The sequence below is a fragment of the candidate division WOR-3 bacterium genome (assembly GCA_029858255.1).
Taxonomy (GTDB): domain Bacteria; phylum Hydrothermota; class Tepidihabitantia; order SM23-42; family SM23-42; genus SM23-42.
Genome location: JAOUFJ010000004.1, coordinates 125080 through 137498 on the forward strand (window position 1 = coordinate 125080; position 12419 = coordinate 137498).

Here is a 12419-nt window from a genome sequence, read left to right on the forward strand (position 1 = left end):
ACCACCGCAAGCGTAAAATTATTATACTTAAAAGTCAAAATCTGTCAAGTATAAAATTACACTAAATAGCGCCAACGGGATTTGAACCCGTGATCTTCGCCTTGAGAGGGCGACGTCCTAGGCCGGACTAGACGATGGCGCCATAGGCAATTATACTGATTTCGTGGATAATGTCAACGCCGCATTGGTCCTGGTGGTATACGGTGGCATTCTTGATCCTACCCGTCCGTACCAATGCCTGCTCGGTGACTTTACAACCATAATAATATTGATATAATTGGCAGGTGAAGCTCTCAGTTATCATTCCGGTATACAATGAACGTAACCACATAGTGGATATTATTGCAGCAGTGAGGGCCGTGCCCGTGGAAAAGGAAATCATTGTCGTCGATGACTGTTCAACGGATGGGACCAGGCATTTTCTAGAAGGAAAACCCGGGATTACATTGCTGTTACACGATAGGAACATGGGTAAAGGCGCGGCAATACGTTCAGGCCTGAAAGCGACAACCGGTGACATCGTGATAATACAGGATGCTGATATGGAGTATTCTCCACTGGATTATACCCGGCTTTTGAAACCCCTGAGGGATGGGAAGACGAAAGTGGTCTATGGTTCGCGTTTTCTGGGTAAAGGTGAGTTCTTGACGGCCAGCTATTATGCAAACCGAACGCTTACCCTGCTCACCAATCTGCTTTTCGGTTCACGCCTGACCGACATGGAAACATGCTATAAACTCGTCCAGACGGGACTTTTGCGGAACCTCGGCCTCAGTTCTTCGAGATTCGAGATCGAACCCGAGATTACGTGTAAGATCCTGAAGAGAAAGGAGAAAATATGGGAAGTGCCAATCACATACAAGGGACGCACACGGGGCAAGAAGATCGGTCCGAAAGATGGGATTCAGGCCATATGGAATCTACTAAAATGGAAGTTCGTGAAGCAGTGATTCTCTAATAAGATGAAAGTCCTTTTCGTTGCTACCGCATATCCACGGTTCAGGGGTGACGTCATCACTCCATGGCTCGTTGAATTGATCATGAAACTCAAAGAAAAGGGTGTCGACGTTTCGGTTTTTACTTCATCGTACCGCGGTCTGCGCACACATATGCTGGACGGGGTCAAAGTGCATCGTTTCCGTTACTGTTTCAGAAGATTCGAGCGGCTGACCCATGAAGAGACTGTTGTCGATAGGATCAAACGAGGTCCTGTTAACGTGATACTGACTTTTCTCTACCTCTTTTTCGGCGCCTGGTCGATCGTCCGGTTGACAAAAAGTGAGAAGTTCGATATCGTTCACGTCCACTGGCCCTTTCCTCATATTCTATTTGGCATTTTAGGTAAGCAGCACTGCCGGGCACGTTTGTTCAGTTCTTTCTACGGCGTCGAAATCAGATTACTCAAAAAGAAAATGCGATTTCTACTACCTCCATTCTCAATGTTCATTAATAAGTCGGACAAGGTCACTGCAATATCTACGCATACCGCTTGCGAGCTGGAGGGAGTTGTTCAGATGCCGGTTCACATAATTCCTTTCAGTGCAGCAATGGGGAGGCACCACGGTCGATCATCCGACAAGAAGGAGATCATTTTTGTGGGAAGACTGGTGACGAGAAAAGGTGTGAAGTACTTGATAGAAGCGTTCCATCAGGTTCACAAATCCGTGTCACATGATCTTGTCATCATCGGCAGCGGTCCGGAACGTGGTCAGCTCGAGGATTTCGTAGCTAATCTGGGTCTAAGGGATCGCGTAAGATTCACGGGCACAATTTCTGATGACACGCTCAATCAGTATTATTCATCGTGCAGTTTTCTGGTCCTCCCGGCAGTATATGACGAGAAAGGAGATACTGAGGGGTTGGGCGTTGTTTTGCTTGAAGCGATGTCGTGCGGCAAGCCGGTCATCGCATCCAGTGTCGGAGGCATTACCGACATAGTGGTAGATCAAAAAAATGGATTTCTCGTGCCTCCCGCAGACCCCACGGCACTTGCGGCTGCTATCATGAGGATGGCCAAAGACCAGAAGTTGCGCAGTACGCTCGGCCGCGCGGCACGCAAGACCGTTGACGAAAAATTCAATTGGGATAGAATTGTTGGTGACTTAATAAGGTTATATCATGACAAAAATGGATGACAATATTGAAATGAACGAGAACAACATATTGGATGATGTCAGGCCGGGTGAGAATACCGCCAAGGAGATAGTCGAAGCCCTGATGATTGCTACGACAGAGCCTCTGCCTCTGGGGAGTATTGCCGAGATAGTCAATCTTCCGGAAGCAACAGTGAGGGCATATATCGAGGAATTGAACAATGAGTATGGAGCAACTGGGCGGGCATTTGAGATAAAAGAGATCGCCGGTGGGTTTCAGATCTACACCTTGCCCAAGTTTGCCGAGTGGGTGGGTGCTCTCCACAAGCGGAAGGAAAGATTATCAAAGGCTGCGCTTGAGACGTTGGCAATCGTTGCGTATCACCAACCGATAATCAGGGCAGATATAGAAAAAATAAGGGGCGTTGATTCTACTTCTGTCCTGGATACACTTATCCAGAAGAACCTGATAAGGACGTGCGGAAGATTGCCTTCACCGGGTCGTCCGATCAAGTATGGTACAACAAAGGAATTCCTGCGCTACTTCGGGATCAAAGACATAAACGAGCTTCCCAACGAAGAAGATTTCGGCGATCGGGTCATGGGTGGTTATCCTGATATGCCAAAAACTGAGCCTGACAAGATTGAGGAGGGAGATGACCTGCGGTTGCCTGAGCCGCAGGATTTTGAAGGCGACAAAGAACCGCCAGACGGGAAAGCGGATGATCGAGCAGAAGACTCGGGAGAAGATATCGAAGACGAATTCGTAGATTTTGGTGATGATGACGGCAGGCAGGATGAGCCGGAGTCGCAGGACAAAAGCGTAAGCTCTACAGAAGACAATGGAGAGACGGATATGGGTGAGGACGAAGGAGGTCGAGATGAAAATCTTCAGCCATAGTACCGTGTCGTGAACCTTAATTCTCCAGTGCCGGATAACAGACAGTTGATAATCGAATTCCTTGATAATCTTGGCACAAAGATCATTGGCTTCTGTGAAGTGCCTGACAAATTGGAGATGGTTGAGATAGAGGATTCGTTTCCCAGGGCCGTGGTTTTCGGCTTTCGCCTCTCGGCAAGTGTGCTCGAGACAATAAAAGACCGTCCTACACTGATTTATAAGCATCACTACAAGACTGTTAACTGGATTCTTGATCAAACAGCTTTTCATCTGGCAAGGTATATTGAAGATCAGGGGATGCGTGCATTGGCTCTGCCGGCATCTCAGACCGTGGACTGGGAAAAGCAGAAGGGACATGTCTCGCATAAGGCCCTGGCTGCGGCTGCCGGCCTTGGGCACATCGGGCGGAGCGGGCTCCTTGTCCATTCGTCTTACGGGGCGCAGGTCAGGTATGCTGCGGTGCTGACCGATATGGAATTCAATGTGGACGCGCAGGCCGCGACGACATGCGGGGAATGCCGGAAGTGCATTGACGCATGTCCGGCCGCCGCCATAACCGAGGCCGGGATCGATCTGAAACCCTGTCTGGATAAGCTTAAGGAGTTCGCAAAAATTCGGGGCATCGGTCAGTATATTTGTGGTGTCTGTGTAAGGGTTTGCGATGGCCGAAATTAAACAACCCCAGAAAACATTACCTGTCGCAGGGCTGATAATCGCTCCTGCATTCGAAGTGGATATATGTGGAGAACTGGAGAACCTCTTTGGCAATGTAGTACTCAAGTCCTCCTGCATACCATTCAAGCACACAGAATACTACGGTCATGAGATGGGTGATAACCTGAGTAGACAGTGGGTTGCATTCAGCGATCTGATGATACCGGATGCGCTGGTTGAGTTCAAGCATAGGACAAATGAAATAGAAATAAAGTACTTGAATCAAAATGGCGGGAGAATGGTGAATATCGATCCGGGAGCCGTTTCCTTAAGCAATCTGATTCTTGCCTCAACGAAGAATTATTCTCATCGCATTTATCTTGGAAGTGGAATATATGCAGAGGTTACATTGATCTACAAACAAAAGCAGTTCATGCCACTGGATTGGACTTACCCGGATTACCGTGAAGAGACGGCGCTGGGTTTTTTTGCCGAAGCCCGCGAGGTCTTGAAAAAGAAGTTGACAGCGTTTCAAGAAAAAGAATGAAGGAGCGAGTATGTTCGAATTGTCAGTTGAGGGATATTTTTCAGCTGCCCATCAAGTGAAGGGTTATCCTGGTGACTGCGCCGATATCCATGGTCATACATACAAAATACAGGTAAGGGTTGGGGTTGGGAAACTGGATAAGCTTGGGATGGGTGTTGATTTCCGTATGCTCAATGATGAACTCCAAGAGGTATTGGCGGGATTGGATCACAAGAATTTGAACTTGATTCCCTTTTTCGATAAACACAACGCGACGGCAGAATATGTCGCAGAATATATTTTCCGTCGAATGAAGAAGAAAATCGACAATGTCACGGCAGTTACGGTCTGGGAAGGGCCGAACTATTCAGTGACATATTCCTCCGATGAAGGCTAAGAGCATTATCCTGCTTTCTGGTGGACTGGATTCGACGGTCAGCGCGTCGATCGCCAGGCGAAAAACCTCTCCTCTGTTCGCGCTGACTTTCGACTACGGCCAGCGTGCCGCGAGTATGGAGATGGCCGCTGCGAAAAAAATATGCCGATTCCTGAAGATCAAGCACAAAGCGGTCGAGCTTCCATTCTTCGAGGAGTTCAGCAGGTTAATGCTGTTACGCTCAAAGAACGCTGATATCAAAAAGCTAAAAAAAGTGGAGAGTTTATGGGTGCCGAACCGCAATGGTCTATTTATCAATATCGCTGCCTGTTATGCTGAATATTACGGTGCCGAAATTATAATAACCGGGTTCAATCGCGAAGAAGCGTGCGAGTTTCCAGACAATTCGGCGGATTTTATGAATGCGATAAATCAATCACTGCGCTACAGCACCTTAAGCCGTGTTACTGTGAAGAGCTATGTAGCAGACTTGACGAAGAAGGAAATTTATGAGTTAGGATTACGCAATGGAGCCCCGCTTGAATATCTATATTCGTGCTACCTGGGTGAGCAGAAGATGTGTGGTAAGTGCGCGTCATGTAAGAGACTCATCGAAGCCAGAAAATGACGGTCGTCATTGCGAGGCGTCCCGCTTCAGTATAACACGTAGAATATGATGCGGGACTACGCGGCAATCTCACAAAAAGGCGATGGGAAAAAATGAAAATCCATCTCACTCCTTTTGACCTCATCCGCAAAAAGCGTGACGGGGAAAAATTGAGCAGTGCTGAAATTGAGTATTTGATTTCTGAGTACACGAGGGGCAGTATCCCGGATTATCAGATGTCTGCTTTCTTGATGGCAGCGTATCTTCAGGGGCTCGACCCTGAGGAAACGACACACTTGATGCGATCGATGATGGGTTCCGGTGCAATGCTGGATCTGTCCCATATCAAAGCACCCAGGGTCGATAAACACTCGACCGGCGGTGTCGGTGATAAGGTGTCTTTGATTCTGGCGCCGCTTCTCGCGTCGTGTGGTGTATGCGTACCAATGATCTCCGGTCGTGGTCTTGGTCATACAGGCGGCACATTGGACAAGCTCCAGTCCATTCCAGGATTCAGGGCCGATCTGAAGATCGGCGACTTCAAAAAACAACTGAAAAAAATAGGTGTTGCGATGATCGGGCAGACCGCTGAGATCGCACCGGCTGACAGGAAGATTTACGCGCTCCGCGATGTTACGGCTACCGTAGATTCCATACCATTGATTGCCGCAAGTATCATGTCCAAGAAACTCGCCGAGGACCTGGATGGTCTTGTGCTCGATGTCAAATTCGGTAACGGTGCTTTCATGCGGGAATACAAAGGTGCAAAACAGCTTGCCCAAACGATGGTGCATATTGGTCGGCGTTCAGGGGTGAAAACAATTGCCGTTATGACAAGCATGAATGATCCGCTGGGTGTAAACGTCGGGAATTCGCTTGAAGTGATCGAGGCGATCGAATGCCTGAAAGGAAAGGGGCCAGAAGATCTGATGGAAGTGACATTGGCATTGGGAACGGAGATGCTCAAGATGGCTAGGATCCTTGGTGGTATTAAGCTACTCGAAAAAAGGATTGCGGAAGGTGCGGCTCTGCACAAGTTTAAAGATATGGTCGAATGTCAGGGGGGCGATACACGGATCGTCGAGGAGTATTCGTATCTTCCGCTGCCCAAGTACAAGACTAGTGTAGTGGCGCAAAAATCCGGTTACATATATGCTATTGACTGTTTTTCTATCGGTATGTTGCTGATCGATTTAGGTGGTGGTAGAAAAAGAAAAAAGGATTCAGTAGATCCATCTTGTGGTTTCAAGATCCACAAAAAGACAGGCGACTATGTCAAGAAAGGAACATGCCTGGCCGAAGTGCTTGGTGATAATCGGGCGAAATTGCGGCACGTCGCAGTCAGGTTAAAGCAGGTATTCAATATTCAGAATAATCCTCCAAAACAGATAAAACTGGTCCGAGAAGTAGTAGAATAAAGCTGCAAAACAATGTACGTTGTGCACTTTTTATGCACTCCTGCCGCAAATCGGGATAGGCGCGGTTCTACGTTCTCGCTATTGTCCTAATCCCAGCGAGCCAAGCCAACTACTGTCGAGGGCCCGAACTTAACGATCGTCGCCCCGGATTTCCCATCTTCTATGCTCTGGAGTGCAAGAATATATCCAGACATCGCAGTTGGTTTTGATATTCTGTGAATTTGTCCGTATTCATCGGTCCACGAGAAGACACCCTGTAGATTGCATCGCGCTATCAATGCTTTCTCACCTACCATTCCGGCAATATAGAGATGCCTGGCCTCGTCGTATCTGCCCATTGGTATATACCGGGGCTGCATCATAAAAGGTTCGGCCGCATTCTTCTGTGGTAGGTTCGCGGTCCAAACAGGAGAGCCAGCGCTGTCGTACTTTACGATCGTTATGACCGGCATTCCCTGCGTATTTTCACTCGTACCCGCAACATATACGTTCAGCGATTCATCAACGGCGATCGCTTTCGGCTTGTCATTTCGGTGCGCGGCGCCGTCATGGTGACTCGTCCAGAGTAAATTGTCGTTCTTATCATATACAATAGTAAAATAGTCATCTCCGGTTTCGGGGCGGTTGATGCTGGCAGCAAGATAGACATATCCATTCGGGTCGATTTTTACGTCGGAGAGCTCACTGACCCTGGGCCCTTGATGTATGGTATACCCCAGAAATTGACCGGAGCCATCGTATTTCATGTAGAATAACTCTTCCGAGGAGGTCAACACGCCGGCCAGTAAGAGACAATTGGATTGCATCATGTCATACTTTAGGTCGCCGAAGTCGATTTGCTCATTGTAGTACTTTGTGAACCATGCAGCGTCACCAGATTCACTATACTTTCCAACATACACGCTAGCTTTGTTCTCGACATCCTTTTCCCATCCCGCGACATACAGGTTGCCTACATGGTCTGACAGAAGCGTGGCATTCAGTGTTCCTTCACTGGAAATTACTGTGTTCTGCCAACCGGTGTTTCCCAGTGTATCATATCTTACAAGCACGATGCCCTGATGACCGTTCGTATCGCGGGTCTGGATGAGCCCGTAAACCTCGCTGCTTGCGTCCAGTTGTTCAGCGCTGGTCATCGAGGCAACGATTTGAATGCCCGCTGCCTGCTCTACACCCGGCGACTCAAATACACTGAACCAATCGAGCGAACCGTCGGTGTCGTATTTTGTTATAAAGCATCGAGAAGTTTTTTCATCCTGCCAATACGTGCCCATCACGTAGATTTCATTCTTTATTGAGCTTATGCTATTGACCCTGTAGTTACCCGGCCCCAACACGTTGATTTCACGCGTCCATTTGGTCTCCATTACGCCGCAAGCCACAAGGAGCACAATGACAACAGCTACGACAAAGAAATTTCTGGGCACAAAACTACTTCTATACCCGGTCATGATCTTCCCCCCTATCGTTCTTACTTAAAAGCTGAAGCTATGTTATTTGTCTGTCCACTCCTTCAACGACTTCTTGATCTTCTCTTCGATTTTTTGCGCGATTTCGTCCCACTCCTCTTCACGCTCTTTTTTCTTCGTCTCCTGGAGCCAAGCCTTCAAGCCTTCGCGCACCTTCTCTTCGACTTTGGCACCTATTTCTTCCCATTCCTTTTTCTGGATATGATGCTTTTTGCGCCATTTCCACGGGTTCCAGCGCCAGGGCGCGCCGATCGAGAAGCACAGACCGATGAGAAAGCCTAAGTTGTAGGGCCATCCATTGTTCTCGAACTCGTAGATGCCCACGGTGTCGGTGAAGAGACTAACGATGAAGGTAATGATGATTATGATGCCGTGCCATATGCCTGCCCAGAATCCTGCCTGGTGGTCCCACGTCCAGCGTTCGTTCTTTGGAGCGCAGTTTAAAGCGACAAGCGCGAAGATTATGATGATCCCAATTATTACTATTTTTTTATCCATACGTACCTCCTTGATTGCTGTATAGATTAGTATATGCGAGATAGCCCCTTAGTCAATAAACAAAGGCTTTACGTATTTGTCCAAATGATAGAGATTCTGTTGAATGTTGACATTCGTGAAATGTCAGATACTATTGGAAAGGAGGTTACATGAAGTTAATCATCATAGGTTTGTTATTTGTCTTACTTGTTGGTTCGCTAAGTGCAGTACCGATGTCTCCTCAGTTGAAAGCCAGGCTCTATGCTGAGGGCACTTTTGAACAGGTCGTTGAAATGCTCAAAGCAGCCAAGGCGAGGGGTTTTGATGAACCAAATCCAAGGCCCTTCATATCTGACCGCGCCCGGACCGACACCATCAAAGCGATTGTGATACTCGTCGACTTCACAGATAACATAGGAACCGAACCGGTTGCGCATTTTGATTCGCTACTTTCTTCTTGCGGTTGTTACCCAACCGGGTCAATGCGTGATTACTATCTTGAGATCAGTTATGGTTCTGTAGAATTCATTACGACGGTCGTCGGTTGGTTTAGAATGCCGCAGGTGTATACCTATTACACCAATAACAACTACGGTTTTGGGGCTTATCCAATGAACGCCCGGAGAATGACCGAGGACGCGGTATGGGCTGCTGATCCAACCGTCGATTTTTCCGAATTTGATAACGACAACGATGGGTATGTTGATGCATTATTTGTCGTACACGCCGGGCCCGGTGCCGAGGTTACGGGAAATGTCAACGATATCTGGTCACACGCTTCGACCACAGTAAATGTGCCATATGTGGATGGAGTATATGCCTGGCGGTATTCGACCGAGCCCGAGGACGGCGCAATTGGTGTCTTCTCGCATGAAGCCGGACACGCGATTTTCGGTCTACCCGACCTTTACGACTATGACTATGATTCAGAAGGAATCGGCTCTTGGAGCCTGATGGCAGGCGGTAGTTGGAATCTTAATGGCTATTCACCGGCACACATGGATGCCTATAGTAAGGTGACGAGCGGCTTTGTGGAACCCGAGATCGTTACGAGTAATGTGGACAGCGTCATTATTCCGAACGTTACATACAATCCTGTTATCTTCAAGATGTGGCGGGACGGTTCTCCCGGCACTCAGTATTTTCTCGTTGAAAATCGCCAGTGGCTGGGATTTGATAACTATCTGCCATGGGAAGGTTTAATGGTCTATCATGTTGATGAAAACATGCCCAATAATGATCATCAGTGGTATCCGGGCTATACTAGTTATGGCCATTACAAGGTTGCGCTCGAACAGTCTGATGGCCTCTGGCAGATGGAACAAAATATCAACCCCGGCAACCATGGCGATCCCTATCCCGGAGTAATGCCGATGCACTTCTTCTTCAATGACACGACGGTGCCCGATTCAAAGGATTACGATTTCATTTCCACCTATGTCGCGGTTGAGAATGTGAGTTTTCCTGGTGATACGATGACCGCCGACCTGAAAGTGCTGCCGACCGGTATTCAGGAACTGACAGAACCCGCGGTCTCAATACTGCAATTCCAGGTTACTCCCGTAATCAGCAATGATCGGTTCCAGATATCGTTCGGTGCAATCCAGGATTACGGGCAGGCGCGTGCTGAGATTTACGATGCGGCGGGCAGATTGGTGAAATCCTATTCTCAGCTGAGCGCAGGCAATATAAGCTGGAATGGAGAAGACAATTTCGGTAACAAAGTTGCACCCGGCGCGTATTTTGTGAAACTCGAAGTGGAAGGAGCAAACGGCCTCTTGCGCGGGATTCAGAAGATAGTTTTCATAAAATAAGCGGTTACTGAAGACAAGATTCTCTTAATATTCTGTAGCACGGTCATGCTGTTGACACAGGCAGAGAAGTCTGTATAATTGAGGCAGCATGGATCTCAACGAAATCATCAAAGCGGTTGCCGGGCTTGGAGGTTTGAGCCTGGTGTTCGCTATTATCCTCGCCATCGCATTCAAGAAGCTGGCAGTTCAGATCAGCGAGGAAGAACGGAAGATCAAGGAACTGTTACCTGGTGCCAATTGCGGCGCTTGCGGTTTCCCGGGATGCGAGGCATATGCAAAAGCGCTGGCCGAGAAGACCGGTGAATATCCACCAGATTTGTGCACGGTTGGAGGCTCTGAGACTGCCCGGGAAATTGGCAAGATACTGGGCATCGAAGTTGAAGAGAGCGCGCCCAAAGTCTGCGTCCTGCGCTGCATGGGCGGTAAGAATGAAGCGGTTGAGCGTTTTGAATATGTTGGGCCGGGCGATTGCCGCAGCAATCACATTCTCCTTGGCGGCAACAAGGCATGTATTTACGGCTGTCTTGGCGGCGGGCATTGTATTACAGTTTGTCCTTTCAAAGCGATCAAAATGGGGCCGGATCACCTACCAGTTATTGATCATGATAAATGTACGGCATGCGGTATATGCGTAAAAGAATGCCCGAGACAAGTCCTCGAGCTGATACCGAAATCACAGTTGGTATACCTGGTATGTAAATCCCTTGATAAAGGGAAGGCAGTCAAGAATGTCTGCAAGGTTGGCTGCATAGCTTGCACAATGTGCGTGAAAGTGTGTCCATATGAAGGTGCAATAGCCATGGATGGTAACCTGCCAGTGATGAACTACGGGAAATGTACTTCATGTGGCATCTGCTACAACAAGTGTCCGACCAAGTCTTTTATCGATCGCGCAAAAGCACGTCCCCACGCCACTATTTCACAGCAGTGCGACGGCTGCGGAGAGTGCGTGAAGGCATGTTTGTTCAAGGCGATCGAAGGCGAGCCAGGCGAGAAACACGCCGTGATAAAGGATACGTGCATTGGTTGCGGGCGTTGTTTTGAGGTTTGTCCGATCAAAGCGGTAACCATGATCGGTGCCCTGGGTTATGCCGAAGCAGCATAGCCACAAAAGAAGTGGAAATCACAAATTCGAATATCGAAATTCTAAACAAATCCCAAATTCAAAATTCGAATGTTCTAAGCACGATTTTTGGATTTGGAATTGGTGCTTTGAATTTGTTTAGAATTTAGGATTTAGTGTTTAGGATTTATGAAGCTGTACTACGCAAATAGCACAAAAGCAGATGCCGAGGTAACAGTCCTGGGTCTCCCCTATGACCGTACCTCTTCGTTCATACCGGGTTCGCGCTTCGGACCGCAGTATATTCGTCAATGCGCAGAAAACATCGAGGACTATTCACCATATCAGAATAAAAGCCTAGGCGATCTCCGAGTGTGTGATCTGGGCGACATTCAATTCCACGGCGAAGATTGGCTTGGGCAGATTGAAGAAGAATCCGCAAAGATAGTCGACGGCAAGAGATTGCCTGTATTCCTTGGCGGCGAGCATACGATCACGCCAGCGATCGTAAGGGCTATGAAGAAAACATGCGGGAGTTTCACGTTGGTGCAGTTCGATGCACATTGTGATCTGCGTGATGAGTACCTGGGTGAGAAGAATTGTCATGCGACCGCAATGCGCCGGGCAAGCGACGTTTTGGGTGCTGACCGGATATTCCAGTTTGGCATCCGTTCAGGCACGCGAGAGGAATTCGAGTCCGGTAACAACCTTTACAAATTCGAAGTTTTCAAGCACTTATCAAAGGTTATCGATCAGATCAGGGAACCAATTTACATATCGATCGATATCGATGTTCTGGACCCCTCTGCCATGCCGGCAGTATCGACCCCTGAGCCAGGTGGCATCAGTTACCGGGAACTGGTTGATTCTCTTGTGTTGTTCGGGAACAAGAAGGTCATCGGCGCAGACATTGTAGAATACAATCCGCTTGCAGCGTCTCCCTATGCCTCAGGTTCTACCGTAGCCGAGGTTTTGCGCGAACTGATCCTTGTAGCGACGCATACCTGATAACTGTAGAACA

General features: G+C 48.2%; 13 protein-coding genes and 1 tRNA gene. 11 read left to right on the forward strand and 3 right to left on the reverse strand.

All coding sequences use genetic code 11. From position 1 onward, the window contains the following. Nucleotides 1-66: 66 nt before the first annotated feature. A tRNA-Glu gene (locus OEV79_03655) sits at nt 67-142 on the reverse strand. Nucleotides 143-284: 142 nt separating this feature from the next. Between OEV79_03655 and OEV79_03660 the strand changes: the two genes are divergently transcribed. The 8 genes from OEV79_03660 (at nt 285) to OEV79_03695 (ending at nt 6575) form a co-directional block, all read left to right on the forward strand. Then, a complete protein-coding gene (locus OEV79_03660) occupies nt 285-950 on the forward strand; it encodes a glycosyltransferase family 2 protein (GenBank protein ID MDH4210520.1) in 666 nt (221 codons plus the stop codon). Nucleotides 951-962: 12 nt separating this feature from the next. After that, nucleotides 963-2135, forward strand: a complete 1173-nt coding sequence (locus OEV79_03665) for a glycosyltransferase family 4 protein (protein ID MDH4210521.1) — start codon at nt 963-965, stop codon at nt 2133-2135. Continuing rightward, complete coding sequence (gene scpB / locus OEV79_03670; GenBank protein MDH4210522.1) at nt 2128-2994, forward strand: SMC-Scp complex subunit ScpB; 867 nt, start codon at nt 2128-2130, stop codon at nt 2992-2994. The genes OEV79_03665 and scpB overlap by 8 nt, the downstream gene beginning before the upstream one ends. Nucleotides 2995-3003: 9 nt before the next feature. Continuing rightward, a complete protein-coding gene (locus tag OEV79_03675) occupies nt 3004-3669 on the forward strand; it encodes a hypothetical protein (protein MDH4210523.1) in 666 nt (221 codons plus the stop codon). Next, nucleotides 3656-4195 carry a DUF4416 family protein gene (locus OEV79_03680; GenBank protein ID MDH4210524.1) on the forward strand — a complete coding sequence of 180 codons (540 nt, stop codon included), beginning with the start codon at nt 3656-3658 and terminating at the stop codon, nt 4193-4195. The genes OEV79_03675 and OEV79_03680 overlap by 14 nt, the downstream gene beginning before the upstream one ends. Before the next feature lie 10 nt (nt 4196-4205). Further along, a complete protein-coding gene (locus OEV79_03685; GenBank protein ID MDH4210525.1) occupies nt 4206-4571 on the forward strand; it encodes a 6-carboxytetrahydropterin synthase in 366 nt (121 codons plus the stop codon). After that, nucleotides 4561-5178 (forward strand): 7-cyano-7-deazaguanine synthase QueC, encoded by a 618-nt coding sequence (gene queC / locus OEV79_03690; protein ID MDH4210526.1) that lies wholly within the window; start codon nt 4561-4563, stop codon nt 5176-5178. Before OEV79_03685 ends, queC begins: the two co-directional genes overlap by 11 nt. Nucleotides 5179-5270: 92 nt before the next feature. Next, nucleotides 5271-6575, forward strand: coding sequence for a thymidine phosphorylase (locus OEV79_03695; protein ID MDH4210527.1), 1305 nt, complete (start codon nt 5271-5273; stop codon nt 6573-6575). A gap of 86 nt (nt 6576-6661) precedes the next feature. On the opposite strand, the gene OEV79_03700 is transcribed toward OEV79_03695, so the two are convergent. Next, nucleotides 6662-8026, reverse strand: a complete 1365-nt coding sequence (locus tag OEV79_03700; GenBank protein ID MDH4210528.1) for an SBBP repeat-containing protein — start codon at nt 8024-8026, stop codon at nt 6662-6664. Nucleotides 8027-8068: 42 nt separating this feature from the next. Further along, a complete protein-coding gene (locus tag OEV79_03705; protein MDH4210529.1) occupies nt 8069-8542 on the reverse strand; it encodes a hypothetical protein in 474 nt (157 codons plus the stop codon). 149 nt (nt 8543-8691) lie between these two features. Here OEV79_03705 and OEV79_03710 point away from each other — a divergent pair, with 149 nt between their 5' ends. From OEV79_03710 to speB, 3 genes are all read left to right on the forward strand, one after another. Continuing rightward, on the forward strand, nt 8692-10335 hold the full coding sequence (locus OEV79_03710) for a M6 family metalloprotease domain-containing protein (GenBank protein ID MDH4210530.1): 1644 nt from the start codon (nt 8692-8694) through the stop codon (nt 10333-10335). An 88-nt stretch (nt 10336-10423) separates the two neighbouring features. Beyond that, complete coding sequence (locus tag OEV79_03715) at nt 10424-11440, forward strand: RnfABCDGE type electron transport complex subunit B (GenBank protein ID MDH4210531.1); 1017 nt, start codon at nt 10424-10426, stop codon at nt 11438-11440. A gap of 147 nt (nt 11441-11587) precedes the next feature. Further along, a complete protein-coding gene (speB, locus tag OEV79_03720) occupies nt 11588-12406 on the forward strand; it encodes an agmatinase (protein MDH4210532.1) in 819 nt (272 codons plus the stop codon). The last annotated feature ends 13 nt before the right edge of the window (nt 12407-12419 follow it).

Excerpts from the sequence above, each read along its gene's own strand:
- OEV79_03665 (MDH4210521.1), top strand. The coding sequence starts at position 963 with ATGAAAGTCCTTTTCGTTGCTACCGCATATCCACGGTTCAGGGGTGAC.
- scpB (MDH4210522.1), top strand. The coding sequence starts at position 2,128 with ATGGATGACAATATTGAAATGAACGAGAACAACATATTGGATGATGTC.
- OEV79_03680 (MDH4210524.1), top strand. The coding sequence starts at position 3,656 with ATGGCCGAAATTAAACAACCCCAGAAAACATTACCTGTCGCAGGGCTG.
- OEV79_03685 (MDH4210525.1), top strand. The coding sequence starts at position 4,206 with ATGTTCGAATTGTCAGTTGAGGGATATTTTTCAGCTGCCCATCAAGTG.
- queC (MDH4210526.1), top strand. The coding sequence starts at position 4,561 with ATGAAGGCTAAGAGCATTATCCTGCTTTCTGGTGGACTGGATTCGACG.
- OEV79_03695 (MDH4210527.1), top strand. The coding sequence starts at position 5,271 with ATGAAAATCCATCTCACTCCTTTTGACCTCATCCGCAAAAAGCGTGAC.
- OEV79_03700 (MDH4210528.1), bottom strand. The coding sequence starts at position 8,026 with ATGACCGGGTATAGAAGTAGTTTTGTGCCCAGAAATTTCTTTGTCGTA.
- OEV79_03705 (MDH4210529.1), bottom strand. The coding sequence starts at position 8,542 with ATGGATAAAAAAATAGTAATAATTGGGATCATCATAATCTTCGCGCTT.
- OEV79_03710 (MDH4210530.1), top strand. The coding sequence starts at position 8,692 with ATGAAGTTAATCATCATAGGTTTGTTATTTGTCTTACTTGTTGGTTCG.
- OEV79_03715 (MDH4210531.1), top strand. The coding sequence starts at position 10,424 with ATGGATCTCAACGAAATCATCAAAGCGGTTGCCGGGCTTGGAGGTTTG.
- speB (MDH4210532.1), top strand. The coding sequence starts at position 11,588 with ATGAAGCTGTACTACGCAAATAGCACAAAAGCAGATGCCGAGGTAACA.